Source organism: Solihabitans fulvus, from assembly GCF_008386585.1.
In the GTDB taxonomy this organism is placed as follows: domain Bacteria; phylum Actinomycetota; class Actinomycetes; order Mycobacteriales; family Pseudonocardiaceae; genus Solihabitans; species Solihabitans fulvus.
Genome location: NZ_VUOB01000027.1, coordinates 22387 through 48633, shown reverse-complemented (window position 1 = coordinate 48633; position 26247 = coordinate 22387). Strand labels below are relative to the sequence as shown.

22 protein-coding genes are annotated in these 26247 nt (G+C 72.2%); 9 read left to right on the top strand and 13 right to left on the bottom strand.

Annotated elements, in window-relative coordinates:
- Positions 1 to 6 precede the first annotated feature (6 nt).
- Complete coding sequence (locus F0L68_RS16100; RefSeq protein ID WP_149850394.1) at positions 7 to 681, bottom strand: hypothetical protein; 675 nt, start codon at positions 679 to 681, stop codon at positions 7 to 9.
- Between the two features lie 88 nt (positions 682 to 769).
- On the opposite strand from F0L68_RS16100, the gene F0L68_RS43545 reads away from it, so the two are divergent.
- Positions 770 to 3919, top strand: coding sequence for an AfsR/SARP family transcriptional regulator (locus F0L68_RS43545; protein ID WP_149850393.1), 3150 nt, complete (start codon positions 770 to 772; stop codon positions 3917 to 3919).
- Positions 3920 to 4344: 425 nt separating this feature from the next.
- Here the strand turns inward: F0L68_RS43545 and F0L68_RS16090 are convergent, their stop codons facing one another.
- The 6 genes from F0L68_RS16090 to F0L68_RS16065 form a co-directional block, all read right to left on the bottom strand.
- Positions 4345 to 5106 (bottom strand): MBL fold metallo-hydrolase, encoded by a 762-nt coding sequence (locus F0L68_RS16090; protein WP_149850392.1) that lies wholly within the window; start codon positions 5104 to 5106, stop codon positions 4345 to 4347.
- A gap of 78 nt (positions 5107 to 5184) precedes the next feature.
- Entirely contained in the window at positions 5185 to 6183 is a 999-nt protein-coding gene (locus F0L68_RS16085) for an SMP-30/gluconolactonase/LRE family protein (RefSeq protein WP_149850391.1), read from the bottom strand.
- Between the two features lie 49 nt (positions 6184 to 6232).
- Positions 6233 to 7555, bottom strand: coding sequence for an MFS transporter (locus tag F0L68_RS16080; RefSeq protein WP_149850390.1), 1323 nt, complete (start codon positions 7553 to 7555; stop codon positions 6233 to 6235).
- A 185-nt stretch (positions 7556 to 7740) separates the two neighbouring features.
- The gene (locus F0L68_RS16075) at positions 7741 to 8202 is read right to left on the bottom strand and encodes an OsmC family protein (protein ID WP_149850389.1); all 462 of its coding nucleotides are present in this window, start codon (positions 8200 to 8202) and stop codon (positions 7741 to 7743) included.
- Between the two features lie 3 nt (positions 8203 to 8205).
- Positions 8206 to 8850, bottom strand: a complete 645-nt coding sequence (locus tag F0L68_RS16070; RefSeq protein ID WP_149850388.1) for a GntR family transcriptional regulator — start codon at positions 8848 to 8850, stop codon at positions 8206 to 8208.
- A 113-nt stretch (positions 8851 to 8963) separates the two neighbouring features.
- Entirely contained in the window at positions 8964 to 10037 is a 1074-nt protein-coding gene (locus tag F0L68_RS16065; protein ID WP_149850387.1) for a chitinase, read from the bottom strand.
- A 179-nt stretch (positions 10038 to 10216) separates the two neighbouring features.
- Here F0L68_RS16065 and F0L68_RS16060 point away from each other — a divergent pair, with 179 nt between their 5' ends.
- Positions 10217 to 11068, top strand: a complete 852-nt coding sequence (locus F0L68_RS16060) for a class I SAM-dependent methyltransferase (protein ID WP_149850386.1) — start codon at positions 10217 to 10219, stop codon at positions 11066 to 11068.
- A 4-nt stretch (positions 11069 to 11072) separates the two neighbouring features.
- Here the strand turns inward: F0L68_RS16060 and F0L68_RS16055 are convergent, their stop codons facing one another.
- The 4 genes from F0L68_RS16055 to F0L68_RS16040 form a co-directional block, all read right to left on the bottom strand.
- Positions 11073 to 12020, bottom strand: a complete 948-nt coding sequence (locus F0L68_RS16055; RefSeq protein WP_223198830.1) for a phosphotransferase — start codon at positions 12018 to 12020, stop codon at positions 11073 to 11075.
- Between the two features lie 99 nt (positions 12021 to 12119).
- A complete protein-coding gene (locus tag F0L68_RS16050; RefSeq protein WP_149850385.1) occupies positions 12120 to 13346 on the bottom strand; it encodes a CHAT domain-containing protein in 1227 nt (408 codons plus the stop codon).
- Complete coding sequence (locus F0L68_RS16045; RefSeq protein ID WP_149850384.1) at positions 13340 to 14911, bottom strand: hypothetical protein; 1572 nt, start codon at positions 14909 to 14911, stop codon at positions 13340 to 13342. Before F0L68_RS16045 ends, F0L68_RS16050 begins: the two co-directional genes overlap by 7 nt.
- Complete coding sequence (locus tag F0L68_RS16040; protein WP_149850383.1) at positions 14908 to 15312, bottom strand: hypothetical protein; 405 nt, start codon at positions 15310 to 15312, stop codon at positions 14908 to 14910. Before F0L68_RS16040 ends, F0L68_RS16045 begins: the two co-directional genes overlap by 4 nt.
- Here F0L68_RS16040 and F0L68_RS16035 point away from each other — a divergent pair.
- The 5 genes from F0L68_RS16035 to F0L68_RS16015 all read left to right on the top strand — a co-directional run bounded on the left by F0L68_RS16035 (position 15302) and on the right by F0L68_RS16015 (position 19510).
- On the top strand, positions 15302 to 15841 hold the full coding sequence (locus F0L68_RS16035) for a hypothetical protein (RefSeq protein ID WP_149850382.1): 540 nt from the start codon (positions 15302 to 15304) through the stop codon (positions 15839 to 15841). The genes F0L68_RS16040 and F0L68_RS16035 overlap by 11 nt on opposite strands.
- A 59-nt stretch (positions 15842 to 15900) precedes the next feature.
- On the top strand, positions 15901 to 16314 hold the full coding sequence (locus F0L68_RS16030; RefSeq protein WP_149850381.1) for a hypothetical protein: 414 nt from the start codon (positions 15901 to 15903) through the stop codon (positions 16312 to 16314).
- A gap of 178 nt (positions 16315 to 16492) precedes the next feature.
- Positions 16493 to 17698 (top strand): low temperature requirement protein A, encoded by a 1206-nt coding sequence (locus tag F0L68_RS16025; protein ID WP_149850380.1) that lies wholly within the window; start codon positions 16493 to 16495, stop codon positions 17696 to 17698.
- A 148-nt stretch (positions 17699 to 17846) separates the two neighbouring features.
- Positions 17847 to 19046, top strand: coding sequence for a DUF6745 domain-containing protein (locus F0L68_RS16020; protein WP_188316604.1), 1200 nt, complete (start codon positions 17847 to 17849; stop codon positions 19044 to 19046).
- Between the two features lie 26 nt (positions 19047 to 19072).
- Complete coding sequence (locus tag F0L68_RS16015) at positions 19073 to 19510, top strand: DUF8820 family protein (protein ID WP_149850379.1); 438 nt, start codon at positions 19073 to 19075, stop codon at positions 19508 to 19510.
- A gap of 79 nt (positions 19511 to 19589) precedes the next feature.
- Here F0L68_RS16015 and F0L68_RS16010 read toward each other — a convergent pair whose 3' ends face one another.
- Entirely contained in the window at positions 19590 to 21644 is a 2055-nt protein-coding gene (locus F0L68_RS16010) for a glycosyl hydrolase family 18 protein (protein ID WP_149850378.1), read from the bottom strand.
- A gap of 391 nt (positions 21645 to 22035) precedes the next feature.
- Here F0L68_RS16010 and F0L68_RS16005 point away from each other — a divergent pair, with 391 nt between their 5' ends.
- Positions 22036 to 23253, top strand: coding sequence for an extracellular catalytic domain type 2 short-chain-length polyhydroxyalkanoate depolymerase (locus F0L68_RS16005; protein ID WP_149850377.1), 1218 nt, complete (start codon positions 22036 to 22038; stop codon positions 23251 to 23253).
- A 108-nt stretch (positions 23254 to 23361) separates the two neighbouring features.
- On the top strand, positions 23362 to 24066 hold the full coding sequence (locus tag F0L68_RS16000; protein ID WP_149850376.1) for a hypothetical protein: 705 nt from the start codon (positions 23362 to 23364) through the stop codon (positions 24064 to 24066).
- On the opposite strand, the gene F0L68_RS15995 is transcribed toward F0L68_RS16000, so the two are convergent.
- Positions 24038 to 26203 (bottom strand): NACHT domain-containing protein, encoded by a 2166-nt coding sequence (locus F0L68_RS15995; RefSeq protein WP_149850375.1) that lies wholly within the window; start codon positions 26201 to 26203, stop codon positions 24038 to 24040. The two genes, F0L68_RS16000 and F0L68_RS15995, sit on opposite strands and share 29 nt — an antisense overlap.
- Positions 26204 to 26247 lie beyond the last annotated feature (44 nt).

Below are 26247 nucleotides of genomic sequence, written 5' to 3'. Positions count from 1 at the left end.
AGGATGTCAATTCCAGGTGACCGGCGTGCGGGCGTAGTCGGTGTCGGGTGCCTGCTTCGAGTACTGGCCGTCGCTGTAGTCGGCTCCGACGACCGGGGCATCCGCCGTGGACAGCGCCAGGACGCAGCCGGTGAACGTCGCGCCCTTGGTGGTGAAGTCCTTGCCGGCCGTGCCGCCGGGGCACTTGTCGAACTTGCCGATCACCGACACCTGCTGGGCCTGGTCGCCGCTGGCCAGCAGCCCGTGCATGAGGCCGAGGCTGACGAAGGAGAAGTCGCTGCCGCTCTCGTTGGACACGGTCACCCGCACGTAGTACGGCACCATGCCGGCGACCTTGGCGCCGAGCTGGAGCGGCGCGAGGTCGGCCGTGGCGCCCTTGTCGATGCCGGTGACCGTGACGCCGATCGCGCCCTGGTGGCCGGTGGAGGTGAACGGCACGATCGCCTTGCCACCCAACGTGAGGGCGGTGCCCTGCTTGGTGAAGGCGACCGAGCCGGACGCCGCGGGGCTCGGGCTCACCGGCACCGACGCGGTGGCCGAGCCCGCGCTCGGCGGCGCCGGGGAAGAGGCCGCGCTCGACGCGCCCGCGGCGGCGGTGCCGGTCTGCGACGAGCAGCCGGCGACGGTGACGGTGACCACACCCGTCGCGACCGCGACGAGCAACAGGGGACGCAGACGCACGCCAAACTCCTTCGACCTGGGGGTGGGGGCGTTAGTCTCGGCGGGTTCCCTAACAGACCGCTAACAGCGGACTGGCCGCGGAGGTGGCGTGGAAGTCCGGTTGCTCGGTCCGCTCGAGGTGTTCGTCGCGGGCCGGGTCGTGCACGTGACGTCACCGAAGCAACGCATTGTGTTGGCAACCCTGGCGTTGCGCGCCAACCACCTCGTGCCGGCCGAGGACCTGATCGACCGGCTCTGGGACGGCGCGCCGCCGCCGACCGGGCGGGCCACCCTGCACAACCACGTGATGCGGCTGCGGCGGCTGACGGCAGGGCCGGACGCGGTGTCGCCGGTGCGCACCCGCTCCCCCGGCTACGTCCTGGACACCGAACCGGACACAGTGGACGTTCAGGTCGCGCAGCGGCTGTTCGCCGAGGCCCTGCGCGCCAGGCACGCCGGCGACGCCGAGGCGGAGGCCGAGCTGCTGCGCGCCGCGATCGAGGTCTGGCGCGGGCCAGCGCTGCTGGACATCCCGTCGGAGCGGATGCGCCGCGAGGACGGTGCCATGTGGACCGAGCGGTGGGCCCAGGCCGTCGAGCGGCGGATCGAGGTCGACCTGGCGCGCGGCCGGCACGCCGAGGTGATCGGCGAGCTGCGCGCCCTGGTGCGGGCGCATCCGCTGCGCGAGGGGCTGCGCGGCCACCTGATGCTCGCCCTGCACGGCAGCGGCAGGCGAGCCGAGGCCCTCGACGCGTACGCCGAGGCGCGCCGCGAGCTGGTCGCGCAGCTCGGCGTCGAGCCGGGCACTCGGTTGCGCGAGCTGCACGCCACGGTCCTGGCCGCGCACGAACAGCCGGCGCAGGACCAGCCCGTGACGGTCCGGCGGCCGGCCGTCCGGCCAGCCGAGCTGCCCCGCGACGTCCCCGGTCTGGCCGGCCGCCGCGCCGCGCTTGACCGCCTCGACGCCGGCCTGTCGGCCGGGTTGCTGGTGATCAGCGGCATCGCCGGGGTCGGCAAGACCGCGCTGGCGGTGCACTGGGCGCACGCGACCGCCGACCGGTTCCCCGACGGCCAGCTCTACCTCGACCTGCGCGGCTTCGACCCGCAGCACGAACCGCTGCCGCCCGCACTGGCGCTGCCGCAGCTGCTGCGCAGGCTCGGCGTGGACGCCGAACAGGTGGCGGGCGACCTGGCCGAGCAGACCACCGTCTACCGGTCGCTGCTGTCCAACCGGCGCTGCCTGCTGGTGCTGGACAACGCGCGCAGCGCCGAGCAGGTCCGGCCGTTGCTGCCCGGCGGGATCGGCTGCGCGACGGTGATCACCAGCCGCAACCGGCTCGGCGAGCTGGTCGCCATCGACGGAGCCGTGTCGGTGCCGCTGGACGTGCTGTCCGACGAGGCGGCCGTCAGGCTGCTGACGGACGCGGTGCCGGCCGGGCAGGTGGCCGGGCGGCCTGCGGCGCTGCCGGAGCTGGCCAGGCTGTGCGGTCGCCTGCCGTTGGCGCTGCGCATCGCCGCGGCCAACCTGATCTGCCACCCGCACACCACTGTCGCCGAGCTGGTCGCGGCGCTGTCCGACGGAGCGGGCCTCGGTGGCCTGACCGTCGACGGCGCGGAGGAGGGCGCGGTCGCCAAGGCGTTCGGGCTGTCCTACGCGTCGCTGCCGGCCGACCAGCGGCGGCTGTTCCGGCTGCTCGGGCTGGTGCCCGGCCCGGACTTCACCCCAGCGTCGGCGGCCGCGATCACCGGCGCCTCGGTCGCGACGGCCGCGCGCCTGCTCACCGCGCTGGCCGCCGCGAGCCTGGTCGAACAGCACCAGCCCGGCCGTTACCGGCTGCACGACCTGCTGCGCCGGTTCGCCGTTGACCGGGTGGCGCTGGACGAGCCGCCCCACTCGCGCGCCGCGGCGCTGATCGCGCTGTTCGACCACTACCTTGACGTGGCCGACGCGGCGAGCCGCCGCCTCAACCCCGATTTCACCCGGCTGCCGAGGGACGTCCGGCCCGCCGTCGCCGACCTGCCCGACGCGGACAGCGCGGTCGACTGGTTCGCGGCGGAACGCGCGAACCTGGTCGCGGCCGTCGAACACGCCGCGGACCACGGCCCGTGGTCCTATGCCTGGTACCTGGCCGACGCGCTGCGGTCCTACTTCCACGGCTCGGTGCACGTCAGCGAGTGGCGGCTGACCGCGATGTGCGGGATGCGGGCCGCGCGGGCGGCAGGCGACCGACGGGCGCAGGCCGGCATGGAGCTGACCCTCGCCGCGCAGGCGATGGGGGTGACGGACTTCCCGCGCGCCATCGGCCACCTGCACCGCGCGTTGGACATCAGCGTCGAGGTCGGCTGGGAACGCGGCGAATGGGCCGCGACGAACAACCTCGGCACGCTCTACGAGCACACCGGCCGGCCCCGGCAGGCGCTGCCCTACGCGCGCCGCTCGGCCGAGTTCACCGAGGGCCTCGGCGCGGAGGGCGGCGAGGCCACCGCGAACGGGGTGCTCGGCCAGACCTACTGGGGCCTTGGCCAGTTGGCCAACGCGGCGGCCTGTCTCCGGCTGGCCGGCGCGCTGGTCAGGCAGGCGGGCAACGAGGTCGCGGCCATGCGGTTCGCGGGAGACCTCGGCTTCGTGCTGCACGACCAGGGCCTGCTCGACGAGGCGGAACAGCACCTGGTCGCGGCGCTCGCCTCCTACCGCAGGTTCTCCTCGCCGGTCGCCCAGGCCGACGTGTTGAGCGGGCTGTCCAGGCTGCGGTGCGAGGCCGGCGACCTGGTCGGCGCGTTGGCGCGCGGCACCGAGGCGCTCGACCTGGCCAGGAGGTTCTCCGAGGCCGAGCCGATCGCCATCGCGCTCGACGCGGTGGCCGGCGCCCACCACGCGGCCGGTTCCCTAGCGCTGGCAAGGAAACACCGCCGCGAGGCCGTGCAGATCGCGGAGCGGGCCGGCACCGACGCGGTGACGGTGGACGCGCTGACCGGGCTGTCCGCCGACGAACGCGAGCTCGGCGACCACCGGGCGGCCGTCGCGGCGGCCAACCGGGCGCGGGCGATCAGCAGGCGGACCGGCTCGCTGCTGCGGCAGATCCGGGCGGAAACCGCGCTGGCACAGGCATATCGGCGCGTCGGCAACGTCGAGCACGCGCTGCGCTGGACCCGGCACGCGCTGGACCTCGCCGCGCCGGTCGGCGCAAGACTGGTCGCCCAGCGCCTCACCGACCTCCTGGCGGACCTGACCGAACGGCGCGAGGCACCCGCCGAATGACCATCGATCGGGACACGCCTTAGATCACCCGGCGAGGTTGCCGAAGCGGCCGCACCCCAGCGGGGGCACCCACACCCCACGCCCAGCGCCCAGCGCTCCGCTTTTCCACTTTGTGACGGCGCGGGCCCACGCCCCGCACCCAGCGCTCCGCTTTTTCACTTCGTGACGGCGCGGGGTGTGCGAGTTCGCCGTCGGTCCCTGGAGGCGCAGGAGGGCGACGGAGCGAAGCGGAGTCGCCCGAGAAGCCGAAGGGGCCGACTTGAGGCGAACTCGCCCGGCCGAGCGAAGCGAGGCCCAATAAACACAGGTAGCCCAGAAACCGGGCAGCGAGCGAAGCGAGTCGCCGGCCCCCGCCGTCTCCACCTATCAAACGGCCAAAGCGCCCCACCCCAAAAACAACCAAAGCGTCAAACCCAAAAAACGGCCTAGCCGCGCACGGCATGCGTGTCGCCTTCGCGCGCCGCGCAGGTGGGTCCGCCGAACACCGCGCCAGCGCGGGTCGCCGCGTCCTCCGGTTCCAGCGCCGGACCGAGGTGCGTGACGATCAGCCGCCCGACGCCGGCCCGCCGCGCCAGGGCACCGGCGTCCTCGGGCGTGTGGTGCACCTGCGGCTCGCCGGCGGGCGGGCTCGGATAGTCCGCCTCGCACAGCAGCACGTCCGCGCCATCGGCCAACTCGTCCAGCTCCGCGCACGGCCCGCTGTCGCCGGAGTACACCAGGGTCGCGTCCCGGTGGCGAGCGTGCAGGCCGTACGCCTCGACGTCGTGCCGCACAGCCCGACTGGTCAGCGCAAGGCCATCGAACTCGACGCGGTGCCCGTCGTGTAGGTCCCGGATGTCGAAGACGCCGGCCAGGAAGCTCGGGTCCTGGCGGCCGAAGAAGCCGGCGAGGCGCTCGCCGAGCCCCGGCGGCGCGAACACCGGGATCGGGGCCGGCACGGTGAGGTCGGCGAACGCGAGCGCGTAGTAGGCGCTGATCAGGTCCGCGGTGTGGTCGGCGTGCAGATGGGACAGCCAGATCGCCGACAGCCGCTCCAGTCTGGTGTGCCGCAACAGGTTCGCCAGGCTGCCAGGCCCGGCGTCCAGCCACACCGTCGTGTCGCCTGCGCGCAGCAGGTAGCCCGAGCACGGCCGGTCCGGGCGCGGATAGGGCGACGCGGTGCCCAGGATCGTGATCGTCAGCGACACGCACACCAATCTAGCCAACCGCCCCGGTGTCGCCGACTCGCGGGACACCGGGGCGGTTGGGTGGCAGGTGGCGTGCGGCTACGTCAGGTCGGCCAGGGGAACGCGGACCACGGTGTAGGGCAGGTGCGGGTTCGGCACGGCGTACTGGAAGTTGACGACGAGGATCGCGTCGCCGTCGAAGGCCGCGGTCGACGGCCGGTCCAACAGCGGGTTGGTGGCTCGGCGCTCAAGCACGCCGGTGCCGTAGCCCCAGTCGAGCCTCACGACGTTGACGACGCTGCGGTTGCCGTCGACGCTGCTGACCGCGTAGAGGGTGTGGCCCCGGATCAGCAGGCCGTCGCCGTCGACACCGGCGCCGCCGAGGTCAATGCGGCGGATCTCCTTGCTGCGCCGGTCGATCCGGAACAGCCCGTTGTCGTTGTCGTGCGCCACGATGACGTAGCGCTGGTCCGGGGTGACGACGATGCCGTTGAGGTTGAAGCCGTCCCGGTAGACGATCGGCGAACCGGTCAGGTCCGCGAAGACGGGCAGCGCGGCGGTTCGTGGCGCGTCGGAGTCGAGCTGCTCGGCGGCGATCCGGTACAGCTTCGGCTGGACGGAGTCCGTGACGTAGACGTCGCCGTCGTCGGCCACGGCCAGGTCGTTGAGAAAGTTGGGCGAGATCCCGGTATCGAAGGTGTGCAGCAACGAACCGGTGCCGGTGTCGTACACCCAGACCAGGCCGGTGTAGCCGCCGGCGATGATCAGCCTGCCGAACCGGTCGACCTTCATGCCGACGGCGGTGGCGCGGCCGTCGACGCCGCCAGGCAGGAAGCTGCGCACCTCCCCGGTGCGCAGGTCGCCCCGGTAGATCGTGCCGTCGGCGGTGCTGCCGGTGTAGAAGTACGGCGCGTAGGGGTCGCGGGCGATGCCCTCGGGCGCGGCGTGGTCGCCGGGCAGCGCCCAGGTGTTCGGCCGGTGCCCCGCGACGAGGGCGGGCGACGGGTTCGCCGGGTCGGCGGACGCCGTGGGGATGGCGGCCAGGACGATCGCGCTGACCGCGCTCGCGACGGCGATCACTCTGGTCAGCCTGGACAACAGCTGCACTATGGTGCCTCTCGTTCTGCGGTGGTGTCGTTGGTGCTGGTCAGACGTGTGCGGCAACGGCTCGGGGACACGCCGCGACCGTGCCGGGCCCCGGCACCATGGCCGGTCCGGCCGACGCGGGCGCGCTGCCCCGGTGGCGGGCCGAAGCGACCACCGCGACCGCCTCCAGCACGATCACCATCGCGCCGTAGGCGTAGGCGGTGTCGCGCAGTCCCACCTGGGCCACCGCGATCCCGGCGGCCACGGCCGGCACGCTCAACGCGAGGTAGGAGACCGTGTAGATCGCCGTCACCATCTCGGCGCGGCGCGCGGCCGGCGCGAGGCCGGTGAGCGTGCGGAGCGCGCCGCTGAACGACGGGCCGAACCCGATCCCAGCGACCGCGCTGGCCAGGTAGAACAGCCACGCGGACTCCAGCCGCAGGCCAAGCAGCGCCAGCGCCACTCCACCGATCAGCCACCAGGGTCCCCGGCGCAGCGCCTTGTCCGGGCTCCAGTCCCGCGCCAGCACGGCCATGACCGACGCGGTGCCTTGCAGCACAACGATCACCAGCCCGCCGGCCAACGGGCTGGACAGGTGCAGTTGCGCGCGCACCAGCGAGCCGCCCAACGCGAGGTACAGGCCGCCGAGCGCCCAGGTCGCGGCGATCGACGGCAGCAGGGCGAAGAAGGCCCCTCGGGTCTCGCGCGGCACGGCCACCTTGGGGGCCAACGACTTCAGCGCGCCGCCGTCGCGGGTCACCGTCTCCGGCATCGCCGCGATCCCGGCCAGCGCGAGCACGAACGCGGCGGTCAGCAGCCAGTAGACCAGGCCGGTCGGGTTCGGTCCGTAGGCCACCAGCAGCCCGGAACCCAGGGCGCCGACGGCGATTCCGCCCGACGAAGCGACGTTCGTCAGCAGCGCGCCGAGCCGCGATCCCGTTGGCTGTAGGTCGATGAGGGTCGCGCTGATCGCCCCCGTGGCCAGGCCGGTCGCCACGCCCTGGAGGACGCGGCCGGCCACCAGCCAGCCGACCCCGTGCGCCTCGGCGAACACCACCATCCCGACCAGTTCGACGATCATGGCCACCAGCAGCACCGGACGTCGTCCGAGGTGGTCGGACAGCGACCCCACGAACAGCAGCGTCACCAGCAGCGCCAACGCGTTCGCCGCGTAGACGGCGGTCAGCACGATGGGCGAGAACCCCCACGCCTGTTGGTAGACGGCGTACATCGGGGACGGCGCGGCCGACGCGAACATCAACAGGCCGAGCGTCGCGGCAAGCATCCACAGCGCGACCGGCCTGGACAACCGTCCCCCGAACTCAACGCGCACACCGGATGCGGCAGCGCCGGTCGCGGCGGGGTCGCCGGCATCAACCGTCATCGTCACGTCTCCTCGCAGGTGGCAGCCCCGGGAAGAATCGTCGTGACGTCGTTGTCGGTCGGGCCGGGCGCGACGCACCGACCGGTCCCCAGGGCCTGTCCTGATTCTTCGTCCTGGAGGGATCGTCGGTCCAATACGCGTCGGGCATCGTCCGATGCCCGGGAGGCATCCAGCCCGGCTAAGAGCTACACCGTGACCGGCTCGCAGCGAACGGGGAAGTTGACCGAGTTCGCGACGAAGCAGAGGTGGTGGGCGCGCTCGTGCAGCGACGCGGACTTGGCGGCCTGCTCCGGCGTGCCGAACCGCGCCTCGGGGCGCAGCACGACCTCCACGAACCGGCCGCCGCCGCCGGTCTCCTGCATCGTCCCTTGTGGACGGTCGCGGTACTCGGTCACCACGACGCCCTCGGCGGAGCACAGGTGCAGGAACCACAGCATGTGGCACTGCGACACCGAGGCGACGAGCAGTTCCTCCGGGTTCCAGCGGGCCGCGTCGCCGCGGAAGGAGGGATCAGAACTGCCGGGAATGGTCGGCTTGCCCTCGGAGGCCACCTCGTGTGACCGCTCGTAGCCGCGGTAGCCGCTCGTGCCGGAACCGGTGTTGCCTGTCCAGGTCACCGTCGTCTCGTAGTGGTGGGTCCTCGGCATGCCCTACTCCCCTCTCGGTGTCGCGCCGACCGCGCACGCGGTGGCGCGGGCGTGGTCCCCGGCGATGCGGCCCGCGGCGGCGCGGTCGCCCCGCGCGATCGCGCGCAGAAGTTCGCGGTGTTCACCAGCGACGGTGTCCGGGCGCTCGGCCGGCACCAACGACGCCCTGGTGGACACGGTGATCTGGTTCCAGAGCCGGTCGAGCACGTCCAGCGCGATCGGGTTGCCGGCGAGTTCGGCGACGCCGAGGTGAAACCGGCGGTTGAGCTCGGCGGCCCCGGCCAGGTCGCCGGCGGAGGTGACGACCTCGAGGCGTTCCTCGTCGGCTTCCAGCTCGGCCAGCGCGGCCGGTGCGATCCGCCCGGCCCGCTGCCGGTCCGCGGCCAGTTCGGCGGTCAGCGCCTCGACGGCCGCGCGCACCTGATAGGCGTGCGCCAACGCCGCCGAGGACAGCGCGGTCACCGTGACGCCTCGGCCGGAGCCCCGCACCAGGCCGTCGCTCTCCAGCCGCCGCAGCGCCTCGCGAACGGGGGTCCTGCTGACGGCGAGCGAGGCGCTCAGCGCCACCTCGGTGAGCCGCTGGCCCGCCTCGTACACCCCGGCCACGATCTGGCTCCGCAGCTGCTCGTACACCGTCTCGCCGTCCATCGCGCCTCCTCCGCGAGCAATGTATACAGTGCATGCAGAGAATGCAACGGGGTCGACGGCCGCGAGCGGCCCGTCCGGTCAGCGCCTGGTGGGCCGCTCGCGGGAGCGTCTTCTCACCTGCCCTGGAGCGACTTCACGTTGTTGCCGAACGTCCAGTTCCGCGACCCGTCCCAGTTCAGCGACCAGGTCATCAGGCCCTTGAGCCCGCTGCCGTAGGTCCGCCAGGCCTGCGACACCTGGCCGGTGGACATGTATCCACCGCCGGCGCCCGGCTGGGCGGGCAGGCCGGGCACCTGCTTGTCCAGCGGCACCCGGATGGTGGTGCCCTGCACGACCAGCCCCTTGTTCAGGCAGTTGGTCTGCGCGGTGAAGCCCTGGACCGTGCCGGCCTCGTAGGAGTCGCCGACGCAGCCGTACATGCTTCCGTTGTAGTACTGCATGTTCAGCCACCAGAGCCGGCCGTTGTCGGCGTACTTCTTCACGATCGGCAGGTACGCGCCCCAGATCGAGCCGTAGGCGACGCTGCCCCCGGTGACGTACGCCGTCTCCGGCGCCATGGTCAGGCCGAAGTTGGCCGGCATCGCGGCGAGCACGCCGTCGATGATCCGGACGAGGTTCGCCTGCGAACTCGACAGCGAGCCGATGCTGCCGCTGCCGACGAGGCCGGTCTCGATGTCGATGTCGATCCCGTCGAAGTTGTACGCCTTGAGGATCGGCACGATGGTGGCGACGAACCGGTCGGCCACCGTCGAGGAGCTGAGGTCGATGCCGGCCGCCGCGCCGCCGATGGACATCAGGATCGTGGCGCCCGCCGCCTTGGCCTGACACATCTCCGCCGGGGTCGCGACCTTCACTGTCGAGTCCATCCCGTCCTCCCACAGGACGGTGCCGTCGGAGAGAATCACCGGGAAGGCCGCGTTGAGCACGTTGTAGCCGTGCGCCTGGATGCGGCTGTCGGTGATGGGAATCCAGCCGAGCGGCGGGTGCACGCCGTTCGAGGCGCCGTCCCAGTTCTCCCAGTAGCCCTGGAGCACCTTGCCGGTTGGCCTCGACTTCACCGCGCAGGTGTCCGTCCTTGCCGCCGTTCCCGCCGGCACTGCGGCTCCCGCCGGCATCAGCACGAACAGCGACGCGGCGAGCGCGGCGGCCAACGCGGCTCCGAACACGCGAGTACTTCGACCGAACATACCCAGCTCCCATCTCGACGGATGCTGAACTCGGAGGCGGCCGATCGGTTCAACATAGACGCGGCAGGCTCCGCCCGACCAGCGGTCAATCGTGTGGTCTAGACCAGATACGCGCGGTGACTGAAACTACGGAGAGACAGGGTCGTCCGCGCCCGATTGGCCCGATTAGACTGCCGCCAGTGACCAAGAACAGCGCAGTCCACGTCGATCCCTCCAATGCCGACCAGCTCCGCGCCTGGGACGGCGACCAGGGCGCCTACTGGGTGGCCCGCGCCGACCGGTTCAACGAGGGTGTCGCCGGTTACCACGACCAGTTCCTCGCCGCGGCCGCCGTCGAGGCGACCGACGCGGTGCTCGACATCGGGTGCGGCACCGGGCAGACCACCAGGGACGCCGCACGGCTCGCCACCGAAGGAACGGCGCTCGGCGTCGACCTGTCCTCGGGCATGATCGAGCTGGCGCGCGGCCTCGCGGAGCGGGAACAGGTCGCGAACGCGACGTTCCAGCAGGCCGACGCGCAGGTGCATCCCTTTCCCGCACAGCACTTCGACCTCGTCATCAGCCGGCACGGCGCGATCTTCTTCGGCGACGCCCCCGCCGCGTTCGCCAACATCGCGCGCGCCACGCGCCCCGGCGGCCGGCTCGTCCTGCTGTCCTGGCAGCCGCTCGCGCGCAACGAGTGGATCAGTTCCTTCCGCGCGGCCCTGCGCGCAGGGCGCGAACAGCCAGTGCCCGCGCCGAATCCCGCCTCGCTCAGCGATCCCGACCAGGTGCGGGAGCTGTTGACCTCGGCCGGGTTCGCGGACGTGCGGCTGAGCGGCCTGAGCGAGCCGATGTACTTCGGCCGCGACGTGGACGACGCCTGCCGGTTCATCTCCGGCCAGTTCGCCTGGATGCTCGACGAACTCGACGCGGACGGCAGGGCCCGCGCGCTCGACGGCCTGCGCGCCGACATGGCCGACCACCAGACCGACCGGGGCGTGCGCTACGACTCGGCGGCCTGGCTCATCGAGGCGACCGTCGGTCGCTGACCCGTCACGGCGCGAGCAGTTCTGCCAACCAGGACAGCACCGCGTCTGCCTGTGCCGCCTGGAAAGCACGCAGGGTCGGTAGGCCGGCCGGCGACGGTTGCCGTGCCATCTGGGCGAAGTAGCCGGCCAGGCCTGCCAACACCGCGACGAGATCACCGAGGTCGGCGCCTGCGGCCGAGGCCACCTCGGCGAGCAGCAGGCTGGTGTCGTGACCGCCGTGCAGCCGGACGTTGACCAGCAGCACCACGGAGTCCAGCCACGCCGGCCCTCGGCACGCCCACGGCCAGTCGACGACGGTCACCGTTCCGTCGGCGCTCAGCAGCAGGTTGTCCGCCCGGATGTCGGCATGCACCAGGCAGTCCCCCGCCAGTGCCGCCAACCCTCGGTCCGCCAGCGCGCGAAGCTCGTCGAGGTGGCTCGCGGCCCAGGGGTGCAGGTTCGCTGGCGGGTCGGCGGCGATCCGGTGCCAGCCGGCGAAGTCCTTGGCGAGCGACTCCGCCGCCGACGGCAGACCGGGCAGCTGCGCCGGGGTGGCGGCCACCGCGAGCCGCGCGAGCGCGGCGAGGATCCGGTCCAGCTCGTCGGCGACCCACGGCGTGGCGGGGTGCCGGCCCTCGATGTCCTGCAACACCAACGCGACCCAGTCGCCGTCATCGTGACAGCCGAGCAACCGGGGCGCCGGCACTCCGGCCGGCAGCGCCGCCGTCACCCGCGCCTCCGCGCGGTGCAACCGTGGACTGCGCTCGTTCTGCGCCGTGCTCACGGCCTTCACGAACGCGCGGCGGCCGTCGTCGGTCCGCACCCGGTCGGCCGATCCCGGCGAGAACCCACCGGCCTGGGACACCGCCTCGACCACGACGCCACCGACGATCGTCTCCACGGCGTCGCGGACCCGCCTCGGCAGGTCCGCCCACCCGATCCGCACACCCGTCGCCGCGACCATGCCGAACATGCTGGCATTGCACGGCAGAACATCGCAGCTGGATTGCGGACCGGCCAGGTCATCGGGAGCTCAGCCACGACCGCTGGCGGTGCCGTGGACGCGCGGCCCTCAGGCGACGAGCGTGGTCAGCGCGCCCCACAGCAGCGGCGAGTGCTCGATCCGGCCGCCGTCGCGCCAACGAGCCAGCTGCGCGCGCTGCCAGTCGCCCAACTGCCGCACGGGATCCGGCCCCTCGTGCGCGTGGTCCACGGCGACGATCAGCTCCGTCAGCGGGCGGACCGACTCGGCCAGCCCGGTGAGCCGCTGGAACGCGTGCGAAGTGGGCACCGGCCAGCGGGTCGCGGTGACCAGCGCGGCGCCGTTGTGGATCATCGCGGACCCCAGCCCGAACGACTCGGCGAACCGAAGGTCGCCGCCGCTCTCGCAGGCGATCAGCGCCACCCGCTCCGGCGCAGGCCAGAGCTCCGCGCCGGCAACGCCGTCCGCCCGCGCGGACAGCGTGCCGAGCAGCAGATCCTTGGCGGACAACGGACGGTGTCCCCTGGTGACGTCGGCGAACCCGATAGTGTCCGGCCCGCAGCACAGGTGCAGCTGCGCGTCCTCGCTCTGCCCGCCGTCGACCGGCGCGGAACTCACGTGCCCGACGTACAGCAGCCTGCGCGCGCCGCCGCGCAGCGCGGCACCCAACCAGTCGCGGTCGAGGTCGGCTCGGCCGGTCGCCTGCCCCGGTTCGACGCGGCCCGCGTCGACATGCCGCCGGACCATCGCGAGCAGGCCGGGGTCCGCATCCGCCTGTCCCAGCACGGAACCCAGCGCCCCGCCCGGCCTGGTGCCCGGCACGCGCGGGTCGAGCACGAGGACGACCCGGTCGGTGGCCTGCGGGGCCGCGCTCGTTCCGCGCCGCAGCGAGATGGGCACCGAGGTGGCGAGGTCGGCCAGTTCGACGAGCCTGGTGTCGGCGTCGACGGCGAGCAGTTCCCACGGCACCTGCGCGACCCGGGGCGACGGCTGGATGCGCACCGTGGGACGGGTTCCCGTTTCGGCGGCGACCGCGCGAAGCTGCTCGGTCAGCTGCACCGGCCACAGCGTCTCGGCCAGGGCGGCGGCCAGGTCGCTCTCACCGGCGTAGCCGCACAGCGCGCTGTCCAGGAAGGCGCGCCGCATGCCCTCGGCGCCGTGTCCCGGCAGCGCCGAGGCGAGCAGCCCCGTCGTCTCGGCCAGTTCCGCGCCGGGCACCTGGCCGCTGCCGTAGCCGCTCGCGCCGCTGGTCCAGCGCCAGGTGAGGAACAGGTCGCCGGCATCGGCCAACCGGACCTGGACGACCGGGGTCACCACGACGCCACCGTCTCCTCGCTCACGATCCTGCGACGGTACCGCTGCCGCGCCGCGTCGAGGTACTCGCGCAGCGCGACCCGGCCCGAGTCCGGCGACATCAGCACCTGCGGCGGCGGCGCGACGCGCAGGCCCTCGGACACGGCGACGTCCGCGACCGCCCCGGACAGCGCCGTCTCAGACAGCGTCGTCGCGGACAACGTCGTCGCGGCCGTTCCGTTGTCGGGCAACAGCTTCACGGCGCCGTCGGGTGGCGCGGCACTCGCGCCGATCTCGCCGGCCGCCCGGTCGAGCGGGACGCCGGCACAGCGGAACTCCACCAGCTCGAACAGCAGCCCGGGGTCTCCCCTGCGGACGGCGAGCCGGAACGCGAGCCGCACCGCCTCCTCCGCGAGCGCCAACCATTGCCGCCTGGCGTGGCCGGAGGCGAAGTCGCAGCGCATCGCCTCCAGCGCCAGCGCGGCCGGGATCGCCAGCGCCAGCGCCGAGTCCACGGCGGCGGCCTCGTGCTCGCCGTACGCCGAGCGGGTCAGCCCCTCCTCGATGCTGGCCGCCGTCAGGAAGTCCGTCTGCGCGCAGCGCTCGTACAGCCCCCGCGACTCGTACACGGCGCGCGCCTGCTCGGACAGCCGCGCCATCTCGGCGATGTCGCCCCGGCCGTACGCCTGCTGGCTCAACAGCAACGCGGTGTCCGCGGCGGCGACCGCGAGCCCGTGCCGCTCGAACTCGGCCAGGCTCGACGACATCAGGTCCGCCGCCAGCGCCGGGTCGCCCCGCCGCGCGGCGAGCAGGCCGCGCGCCTGTTCGCAGACGGCGAGGTCGCCGGGCCGCCTGCGCCGCTCGAAGATCGCCGCCGCCTCGGTGTACAGCTCCTCCGCGACGGCGAAGTCGCCGCGCCGCATCGCGACGAAGCCCCGGTGCGCGATCAGCTGCGGCTGCTCGTCCCCCAGCAGGTCGCCGGCCTGCGCGAGGTAGTCCTCCGCGTCGTCGAACCGGCCGGTCGACCCGCAGATCAGGCCGAGCGTGGTGAGCAGGTACGGCACGGTGTTCACCCGACTGTCCGTTGTGGACAGTGTCAGCGCGGCGATCTCCTCGGCGGCGCCCCAGTCGCCCCGCGACATCAGCACCATCGCCCTGGTGTTGCCCAGTTCGGCGGCGCGGGTGCCGTCGCCGTCGAACCCGGGCAGCAGGGTCCCGGCCTCGTCGAGGCTCGCCAGCGCCGCGGCCAGGTCGCCGGATTTGCGGCGCAGGTCGCCCTGGCCGATCAGCGCCTTCAGCAGGACGTCAAGGCACAGCTGCCGTTCGATCGGGTCCAGGTCGGCGGACGCGATGGCGCGCAGCAGGGCGATCGCCTCGTCGTGACTGGCCGCGCTGCCGGCGAGGTCCGCGCGTTCCAGCTGCGTCATGCCGATGTTGGTCAGCAGGTAGGCGCGTAGGAACGACGCCTCGGTCGCCGCCAGCAGTTGCTCGTACACCTGTTGCGCGGCAACGAGATCGGCCGCCTCGAGGAGCCGCTCCGCCGTCGCGAGGCCGGTGTCGAACGGCTCGCCGAACAGGACGGCCGTCATCGGCCCACCCCGCCCGCGGCGACGAGCTCGGCGAGGAACGGGTCGGCGGCCGCGAGCCTGCGCGCGGCCAGCGCCCTCACCGACGCCCGCTCGGCCCGGACATCCGCACCGGGTCCGGCGTCGAAGCCGGGCAGCAGCACGCCGACGTTCACCAGCGAACCGGCCGTCACCGGCACGTCGGCGCCGCCGCCCCACTCGTCCTCGCCCCGGTCAAGCGCGATCCGGTCCGCGTCGCCCCGGTCCACCCTGACCTCGGCCGCGAGCCGAACCCCGGGAGCCGGAGCCACGCTCCCGGCCGCAGCGCTGATCTCGATCCGTCGGCGCGCGCCGTGCGCGCGCACCAGCAGGGAGCTGCGCGACGCCCCGATCGGCATCGGCACGATCACGGCGGTGCGGCGCACCGGCCTGAGCGTCAACGACCAGCCGCAGCTGGCGATCAGCATGACCGTGCGGACCCCCGACGGGCAGAGCTTCGAGTCGGTCGCCACGCAGATCGTGGACCTCACCGAGCTGTCCGTCCTCGCGCCGGGCACGGTGCTGCCGGTGCGCTACCTGCCGGGACGCACCGACCGCGTGGAGATCGACAAGAGCGGCGACCAGGCGCTGATCCAGGCCGCGCACAACCAGGTGCTGATCCGGTCGGGGCTCAGCACCGAGCGCAGCATCGACGTCGCCAACCGGGGCATCCGCACCGAGGCCGTGGTCGCCGCGACCCGGCCGACCGGAAGGATCGTGCAGGGCAACGCCGAGCTGGCCCTGACGCTCCTGGTGAACCGCCGCGACAGCAGCACGTACGAGACGACGGTCACCAAGGTCGTCGCCGCGCGGACCGTCGGCCTGCTCCAGCCGGGCCGCGTCGTCACCGCCTACTACCTGCCGGAGGACGAGCACGAGGTCACCCTCCAGCTGCCAGCCAACCCGCACGCGTGAAACCCCGCGACGTATCCGCATCCGGCACCAGCGAGCTCGACCACAGGAAGAGGAACACCATGGGACTGTTCGGAAAGCGCAAGAGCCGCGAGGAGCGCGGCCTGGAGATCGCCAACAAGGTGGCCAGCGGCAAGGGTTTCTACGGCCGCGCCACCCGCGCCTTCGTCGGCTCTGACGACTTCGCCAAGATCCAGCAGTCGGTCGGCGCGCTGAACTCTGGCCTCGAGGTGCAGGCGCTGCTGGCCACCGGCGCGCCGACCACCTCGGCGCTGGTCGTGTCGATCGCCGACACCGGCCGGCTGGTCAACCACGACCCCGTCGTGACGCTGGTCGTACTGCCGGCCGGCGGTTCGGACAACCTGACCCTCGAGGCCATCGTGTCGAAGGTGCAGATCCCCCGCGCGGGTGACCAGGTCCGGTTGGTCGAGGACACCCGTCTGCCGGGCACCTATCTCTACGCCGGAATGTTCTGACCCGAGAGCGAGTCACGAGGCCGGAGCCGGGACGCCATCGAGGTGGCGCCCCGGCTCCGGCCGTCGACGGCTCGTGACGGCAACGACCACCGGCTCCCCGGCGGCTCTCGGTCGCTCCCGGCGGGCGAAAGCAAGCCTCGCGTGGCGCGTGACCGGCCGGGGGCCGATGATCGCGTGCATGACCGCATCCGACCCGGCAGTGCCCTCCGACGAGGGCGTTGGCGCGGAACAGCACGCGACCTGGACCGAGCTGTTCTTCGACCTGGTCGTCGTCGCAGGCGTCGGACAGCTCGCGCACGTGCTGCACGAGGGGCCCTCCGTCGCCGACCTGGCCCTGTACGCGCTGCTGTACTTCGCCTTCTGGATCGCGTGGACCAGTTTCACCGTCTACGGCAACGTCATGGCCGAGCAGGCCAGCACCCGCACGATGCTGGTCGGCATGCTCGGCATGGCGGTCATCGCGGCCTCGGTCGCGGGCATCCGCGAGACGCACGCGGCGGTGTTCATCGTGGGCTACGTCCTGCTGCGCTGGGTCGCCGGCCGCGTCTGGCGGGACGGCACCGTCGTCGTGGACTGGCCGCTCGCCCAGGTCGGCGGCGGCACGCTGCCGTGGATCATCTCGCTGTGGGTGCACCCGCCGGCCCGCTACTGGTTGTGGGCGCTCGGCATCGCCGTCGACTTCCTCATCCTGTTCACCGTGTCGGGTTCGAGGCAGCTCAGCGAGGCGACCAAACAGCTGAACCAGGTCATCAAGTGGCGCAGGCCGTCGCCCGAACGGATTCCCACGATCGAGGCCGCCCACGCGAACGTCGCCCACCTCGCCGAACGGCTGGGCCTGTACGTGATCATCGTGCTCGGCGAGGGCATGATCCTGATCATCTCCGGCGCGTCGGAACTGACCTGGGATCGCGGCACGGTGCTGACCGCGCTCGGCGCGTTCAGCCTGCTCGTCGGCGTGTGGATGCTGTCGCTGACGCACGGTTTCGCCGGTGTCCCACAGCTTCGGCCCGATCGCCTTCCCCTGCGGCACATCATGCTGCTGCACGCCGTGACCACCGCGGTGGTGGCCGCGCTCGCCGCGGGGCTCGGGGCCGCGGTGCACCAGTCGCACGACGTCCTGCAACCGGGCGCGCGCTGGCTGTTGTGCGGGGCGATCATGGCCTACTTCGGGATCTGTGTGATCGGCAGCGTCGCGACGGGCCGGGTGTCCCGTCGCCTGCTCGGCTGGGCGCTGCCCTGCTTCGCCGTACCGCTCGCGCTCGGCCTGTTCGGCGAGCGCGTCGGGATCGCGGGGCTGGTGTGGGCGGTGACGGCGACGGTGTTCTGGCAGGTGTACTGCTCCGGCGGGCTGTCGCGACCGCGCCGCCGCAGGCGACTCGGCTGACCACCCGGCCGTCCCGTCGCCGGTTCGCCGGTTCACTCGCCGGCTCGGCGGCTCGGCGGCCCGATCGCGAAGGGGGTTGCGGAAAAGCGATGTCGACTGCCACCATCGTGCCCATGTCTGAAGGAAAGGGCGTGTTCGCCCGCACGAGGTGAGCGCGCGTCGCGGGCGTAAGTCCCGCAGCAGTGCCGTTCTCAACCAGTTCGCCCGAGACCTCGATCTCTGGGCACACGCCGTCGAACTCCGCACCGAATGGCTCGGCCATGCGCTGTGCGGCGTGCCAGCCGACCGCGCCGCCACCGAGGGCGCCATCACGGACCTCTACGCGCGGGTCGACCATCCCCCGCCGGCATTCGTCTGGGTCGAGTCGCCATCGGCTGCCCTCCGCGAGCTGCCACCGTCCCCGCACGTCCTCTCGTCGCACGGCCCGTGGCCGCTGGAGAACAGGCTGGCGTCACTGGTGTCCGCGTTGCGACATCGGCTCGAGGGCCACCGCTGGACGAACCGGGACTCCTCCTTCCTGTCCAGCCAACCTCCGCAGGATCCCGTCGCCGCGCTGCGCTCCGGGGACACCCTGAAGTCCATTGTGGACCATGGTGTGCGGGGCGCGTTGCGCCGAACCGTGCGGGACTCCGTCGCCGGCGTGATGCGGGCGGCGCTGCCCGACAGGCTCGGCATGTTCTGGTACGGCCAACAGGAAGCCGACTGGGTGGCATACCACGACGTGCGCAGGCGGGTCGCCGGCGCGCGCGTCAACCCGGCCGACGCGGCGGAGCTGGAGCTGTGGGCGACGCTCGCGCGGTCCTGCGGCTGGTGGTGGCCGAGAGCGGACGTGTGCGTGATCGCCGAACGGCCGCTGGCGGTCCGCACCGAACCGGTGCCCGACGCCGTGTACGGCGAGGCGCGGATGCACAACGCGACGGGCCCCTCGGTGGTCTTCCCGGACGGTTGGGCCGTGCATTCCTGGCACGGCACCAGGGTGCCGTCCTGGGTGATCGACGGGCCGACCGTGGAGCTGATCGCCGCCGAGCGCAACGTGGAGGTGCGCCGGTGCGCGATCGAACGCATCGGCTGGGAGTCGTACATCGAGCTGGCGCGGCTGCGACTGGTCGGCCGGTCGTCCGATCCCGGCAACCCCGGCTGCGAACTACACCTCTACGACCTGCCCTACGCCCAGCGGGGCGCGTCGGTCCGCCTGTTGCTGGCCGTCAACGGTTCGGTGGAACGCGACGGCACGCGGCGGCGGTACGGGCTGCACGTGCCGTCCTGGTTCGACGACCCGATCGACGCGGCCGGCTGGTCCTATGGGCTCACCGGAGCCCAGTACGCCCTGTTGCAGCGCCGAACCTGACCCTTCGCACACCACAGGTGATCATCATGGAACTGGCAGAACTGCTCGACCGGACCGGCCTCGACGTGCTGGACCATCTCGAACGACAGGTCGCCGTCCCGGTGGTCGACGGGGTGCAGGCGCAGGGCGACCTGATCGTCATCCCGCTGGCCATGCTCGGCACGGTGACGATGTGGTCGCCGACACCGTGGCGACAGGTTCCTCCCGGTGGCGTCGAACTCGTCAGGGGAATCGCCGGCAACAACCCGCACACCCTCGTCGCCGACCCGCACACCTGCCGGTGGACGACCTCGCTGCGCGACCCGATCGGCCTCGGGATCGCGGTGTTCGAGAACACCGAACCGGCGTACCTGGTACACCCCGAACACGGCGGCAGCGGCGTCGCGCCCGGCTGTTGGTTGGTGCGCCGCCAACAGGAACGCGGCACCGGGCTCCGGGCCCGCACGGTGCTGATCGCCGACTAGCTGACTCCGAACAGGCCGGCGCGGCGGGCACCTGGGTGCTCGCCGCGCCGGAACCGTTGCACGAGAAGGGATCTGCGGGCTACTTGATATCGAAGTCGTCCGCGTAGACGTTGCCCTGCGCGTACCAGCCGTGCGCGTACACGGTCACCGTGCCGGACGAGCCGGTGGTGAACGGCACGGTCAGTTGGGCCCAGCCGGTGGAGGACGTCCAACCGCTGGCGCTCGCGCCGCCGCTGACGCCGACGTAGGCGTAGTTGCCCTGCACCCACGCCGTGAGCGTGTAGCTGTGGTTGGGCGCGAGGGTGACGGTCTGGTCCACCTCACCGGTCTGCGAGGACGTCGGGGTCACCTGCACGGCGTGGCCGCCGGAGTGCGCGGGGCTGGACACGACCACGTCGCCGGGCTGGCCGGTCCACGGGCTCAGGCTGCCGGACTCGAATCCGCCGTTGGTCACGGTGCCCGGCGGCGTGGAACCGATGACGGTCAGGCTGAACGTCGCGCTGTGCGTGGTGGAACCCGCGGTACCGGTCACGATGACCGCGTACGTGCCGGACGCCGTGGTCGCCGCCGCGTTCAGGGTGAGCGTGGCCGACCCGCCCGCGGTGACGGACGTCGGGCTGACCGACGCGGTGACGCCGGCCGGGGCGCCCGACGTCGTCAGGGTGACCGTCTGCGCGGTGCCCGAGGTGACCGCCGTACGCACCGTGGACGTGGTGGACGCGCCCGCGTTGACCGCGCCCGTCGTCGGGCTCAGGGTGACCGAGAAGTCGTTGGTAGGGGTGGAACCCTTGACGGTCAGGCTGTAGCTCGCGCTGTGGCTGGTCGCCCCTGCCTTGCCCGTCACCGTGATCGGGTAGGTGCCCGACGGAACGGAGGACGCCGCGGCCAGGGTGAGCGTGGCCGACCCGCCCGCGGTGACCGAGGTCGGGCTGACGGTGGCGGTGACGCCCGACGGCGCGCCCGCGACGGTGAGGTTGACGGTCTGCGCGGTGCCGGTGGTAACGGCGGTGTTGACCGCGACCGTGGTGGACGCGCCCGCGTTCACCGTGCCGGAACCCGCGCCGAGCGACACGGAGAAGTCGTTGGTCGGCGTGCTGCCGTTGGTGAAGGGCTCGAAGGTCTGACTGAACTGCCAGGTGCTCTGCGCGACACCCGAGCAGGAGTCGGAACCCTTGGTGCCGGGGCAACTGCCGTTGTCGCGTTGCAACGCCCAGAACGACAACTCGTTGATGCCCTTGGACACCGCCCAGTTGTAGACGGTGGTGGCGTCGGCAGTGGTGAACGTCTCCGCCGCGCCGAAGTCGTCGATGCCGATCATCTCGGTGATGCCGATGGATCCCCACAGCTGCGCGGGGGACTTGCCCGGGTAGAGGCCGGCGAGCTGGTCGTACAGGCCCTGCGCGGACGTCTGGGTGTCCGCGGCCATGTTGTGGGTCGAGCCGTCGTAGTAGTCGAACGTCATCATGTTGACCACGTCGACGCGCGCGTTGTTGCTGACGGCGCTGCGCAGCACGGCGAGGCCGGAGTCGGCAAGACCGCTGGTGTTCGTTGGCAGCGTGTAGGAGAACTGCACGCTCCGCCCGTTCCCGGCGGCCCAGTCCTCGACGATCTTCATCGCCTTGTTGCGGCGGTCGATGCCGCCACTGTTGGTCAGCGAGTTGTCCTCGATGTCGAAGTCGAGCCGCGACACGTCGTAGGTGGTGATGGCCTTCTCGTAGGCCGCCGCGATCTGGTTGACGTCCGTGCAGGAGTCGGCGATCTCGGTTCCGGTGTTGTCCGCGGTGTAGCCACCGAAGGACGGGATGACGTCGCCGCCGTTGGACCGGATGGTGTTGATGTCGTTGCCGAAGCTGGAACTGGCGATCGGCAGGCTGCTGTCGCCGTTCCAGTAGACCGTGCACGAACCCTTGGTGGCGGCCTGGATGAACGCCATCGTCAGGTACTTCGCGCCGGACTGCTGGGCCAGGGTGGCCGGGCTGTCGCCGGTCCACGCCTCGAAGTAGGGGGCGAACACGTGAGTGGGCAACGGGGTGGCCGCCTGGGCGGTCGCCGCTCCGGTCACCGTGAGGCCGGCTGTGGCCACGCCGGTGGTGAGCAGGGTCAGCACGGCGAGCAGGGACTTGGGTAACCGCATGCGCTCTCCTGAGTCACAGGGTGTGAGTGCGACTGGAGTTGCAGGGCTCCAGGCGCGCTGCGGAGGCGGTGTCGCTGGCCTCCGCCCGGACCTCGGGGCGCCGCGCGGGCGGGCCTCGGTTGCCCAGACCCTAACAATTGGACTAGACCACCTCGTCTGTCAAGGGTTGACCGCCGCTGACCGCACTGTTCCTCCCGCCAGCGCAGTGGACTAGACCAGTCGCCGCAGCCTGCCGGCGCTGCCCGAGGCGGGGACAGCCGTCCCGGACCGCCACCCCAGGGCATGTGGTGCCAGCCACCACTGCGCGGATCCCAGGAGTGGCCCCTGAGCACGTGGCGCGGGGCACCTGGCGTGGCGACCATGGCCTCATCACCCGCTCAAGGAGGAGCAGATGACTGTCCGGCAAGCACTCCTGGCCGCCGTCGCGGCGGTCGGCCTCGGCGCCGCGTCCGTCGCCGTCGCGACCTCGGCCGTGCCCCCGCCAAGCCAGGGCACGCTCCAGCAGTACAACGTCAGCTCGACCTACGTCAGCGGCCTGTCGTCCGGCGGATACCTGGCCAACCAGCTGCACGTCGCGTACTCGTCGGTGTTCCGGGGCGCGGGAATCTTCTCGGCCGGCGCCTACGACTGCGCCCAGGACAACCTGTCCACCGCCCTCAACGCCTGCATGAACACGACGTCGCCGCGCCGAACCCCCGCCCAGCTGGAGCAGGAGACCAGAGACCGGGCATCGGCAGGGGCCGTCGACCCGGTGGCGAACCTCGCCGGCTCCCCGGTGTGGCTGTTCCACGGCACGAGCGACAGCACCATCGCGCAACCGGTGATGGACGACCTCGCCACCTACTACCGGGACCTCGGCGCCACCGTCGCCTACGACAGCGGCACCGCGTCGGGGCACGCCTGGGTCAGCCCGCTCGGCAAAAACCCTTGCTCCGCAACCACCTCGCCCTACGTCAACAACTGCGGAGGCGATCCGGTCGGCGACATGCTGGCCCACCTGTTCGGCAGCGTGCACCCGCCGAGTTCCGCCGCGCTGACCGGGAAACTGGTCCAGTTCGACCAGAACGCCTACGCGCCAGGCGGCAGCGCGGCGGCGATCAGCATGGGCGGCGACGGCTTCGCCTACGTGCCGAAGACCTGTCAGGACGGCGCTTCCTGCCGGCTGATGGTGACGCTGCACGGCTGCTACCAGTACTTCGGGCTGGTCGGCAACGCGCTGATGGACCAGGCCTACCTCAACGAGTACGCCGACACCAACGCCATGATCGTGCTCTACCCGCAGGCCACCACGATGTCGGGCAACCCGCGCGGCTGCTGGGACTGGTGGGGCTACCAGTCCGCCCAGTACGCCCAGCGGAGCGGTCCGCAGTTGCAGGCCATCGTGCGCATGGTCGCGGCGCTGCGCGGCGGCTCGACCCCACCGCCGACCACCACCCCGCCGCCGCAGTGCGTCACGGCGAGCAACTACGACCACACCGTCGCGCTGCGCGCCTACGCCCTGTGGGGCCTGACCTATGCCGCGGGCTCCAACCAGCCGCTGGGCCTGTGGAACATCGCCACCTTCAGCAGCCTCAGGCAGACCTCGCCGGGCTACTGGGTGACGTGCTGACCCCCGACTCGATCCGCTCGCGGTGTCATCGGGATTTCATCCGGCCTGACTAACGTATGGACGGTCGGCCCCGAATCGTGCGGCCGTAGTCGACGAGGCTGGAATCCCATGCACCACAGGCTTATCTGGCGAGTTGCCGTCGCCGTCGCGGTGGCGGCCGCGCTGACCGCCGGGTGCTCCGCGCCGGCCGCGGTCGAGTTCGGGTCGGCGCGGCCGTCCGGTCCGGCGCTGCACCTGCGGGCCGGCTCCGGCGAGGAGCTGTCGGGCGGCCAGTGGCCGGACGCCTGCACGCTGCTCACCGACCAGGAGCTGACCGCCGTGCTCCCGCAGGCGACGGACATCTCGCGGAAGCAGAAGAAGCTGCACCTCTACAGCGTCCCCGACTTCGTCCACCCCGAGCGGACGAAGGCGAGCGAGGACGTGCCGGCGGCCGGTTGCGACATCGGCTTCGCGCTGCCGGACAAGTACAACGGCCCCAACTCGTCGGTCAACTTCATCATTCTCGGCATCGCCGACCCGAGCCTGGTCGTCGACCTGTACGGGAAGGACAAGAAGTCCGGCAGCAGGACCAGCGGCACCAGCGAGATCGGTGCGGCCTGGGGCGCGGAGGACTGCTACGCCAACACGATCGCCGCGGCCTCCAGGCCGACCGCATACTGCCGCACCGGTCAGTACTACTTCGAGGTATCCGGCGAGTCCAGCGCGGGCGAGCTGTCCGCAGGCAAGGACGGCCACGACACCTCGGGCCACCAGACCTACCAGGACAAGGTCCTGTCCCAGATCGTCAGGACGCTGGTGGCGAAGCTGGCATGACGGTCAGGGCGCCAAGGGCGTCCGGTTCCGCATCGGAGGCAAGGCGCTCCTTCAGCAGGTCGTGCCGGAACTGGTAGTAGATGCCGTTCTGCCGGATCACCCCGCGCTCGTGCGCCTCGCGCAGCAGGCCCATCACGTCGCGCGGACCGGCCCGGCAGAGCGGGCGCCAGACGCTCGCCACGGCCGACTGGCCCCAACTGCTGACCGTGATCGTCACCGCGAACGCGAGGACGACGGTGGCCAGCGCGCCGATCCACGGGCCGAGGGCGAGCGTGTAGGCGAGCCCGTACACGGCCCCCGACGTCAGTCCGACGACGAGGGAACTGGTGCGGTCGCCGCGATAGAGGGAGTCCGGGCTGACCGCGCGGGGCGTCTTCGCCGGTTCGTACAGCCCGGTCCACAGCCACCCCATGACCGTGAACACCGCGCCGAGCACGATGCCCTCGAGCACACCGGAGGACCGGTGCGGGACGAGCGCCGCCGCCAGTCCGATGGCCAGCCCCGCGGAGGTGCCGCCCGTCGCGCCGACGACCGGCCCGAACACGCTGCCCACCGCCAGCGCGGAAACCGGTGTCACGGCAAGGAAGACCACGACCCCGGCCAGCGGGCCGCCGGCCTGGGTGCAGGCGTGGCCGAAGCTCAGCCCGACGGCGAGCCCGGCCGCGAGCCCGCCGAGCGGCTTGAAACCCAGTCGGGACAGGTCGACGCGGAAGTTCAGCGTTCTCGGCACCACCTTGGGGATCAGCACCGTGACCCAGCACAGCGCGCCGGCCGCGACGGCGTCGGCCGCCCCGACGACGAGCCCGACCCTGGGGCCGTACCGGTCGGCGACCGCGATCAGCACCGCGAGGCCGAGCACGCCGCCGGTCGCGAGCGCCGTGGACAGCCCGACCAGCACCGAGGGCACCTGCTCGTGCAGGCGCCACCACGCGAGGTTCTGTCGGTCGCCGGCCCGGAGATGTCGGGCCAGCGCGACCAGGGCCCGGCGCGCGGGCTCGAGCGACTCGCCGACGCGCTCGGGAGACCGCGTCAGCCTGCTGCGCTCGGCGTAGGCGGCGGGGACCAACCCGTCGAGCAGGTGGCCCGTGACGTCGTCCCGATTCGGGGCCAGCGCGACGAGTTCGGCGGGATCGGTTCGGCGCCGCTGGTAGACCATGCGGGCCAGCCACACCATCAACGGGCTCGACAGCACGTCGGCGAGCACGCCGTCCGGTTCCGCGTCGAGGTGTTCGAACAGCGGGTCCCACCGGCTCGCGGGCGGCGCGGTCGCGTCGACCAGATAGGCGCGGACATCGGCGGGCCGGACCGGCGACAATTCGATCACCGGAGTGTGTTCCAGCGGTTCCTGATCGGGCTGGTCCAGCAATTCCCGGTATTCCTCGGTCCGGCAGGTCACGATGAGCGGCTGGTCCCTGCGCGCGGCCGTCTCCAGTTGCCGGAACGCCGGCGCTCGATTGACTGATTCCAGCTCGTCGAGACCGTCGACAATGGGCAGCACGCGTCGCCTGGCCACCAGGGCGCTCGCGAGTGTTCGGGGCGCGCCGCCCATCGTCGGCACCAGGACGCCCAGCTCCGGATATTGCTCGACCAGTTGTCCGGCCACCCAGTCGTCCAGTGTCTGGCGCGGATTCCAACTGCCCGCCGACATCAGGACGGGCACCGGTTCCGCGTCGCCTCGGACCCGCAACAGGGCGAGGGCCAACCGCAGCACCAGCGCGCTCTTGCCCGCGCCGACGCCGCCGAGGACGACGAGGCGCCGGGGCGAGTCGCCGCCGGTGAGCAGCCCGACCACATCGTCGAAGGCGCCCCCCGGCCGCGCGGGATCGGAGACCACGACGCAGCGGACCGGCAGGGCGACCGGGGTGTGCGCGCGGACGGTCTCCTCGCGTCCCCACTGCTCGACCAGGGCGGCCGTGAGGTTGCCCGCCGTGAGGTCGAGCAGGTCGTCGAGGTGCACGGGCTGGTCACGGGCCAACCTCGAGGCGAAGATCGCCACGATCGCCGTCACCGACGCCACCGAGCTGGCCGTGACGGCGACATAGGACGGCGCGACCGCCTGGACGGTCCACAGGATCCCGGCGGCCAGCGCGCACGCCACGGCGACCGCTGTCCGTGCCCCGCGACGGCCGACGCTCACCACTCCATGGTGCGGGCACCGGCCCGCGTTCGGATTGTTCGCCG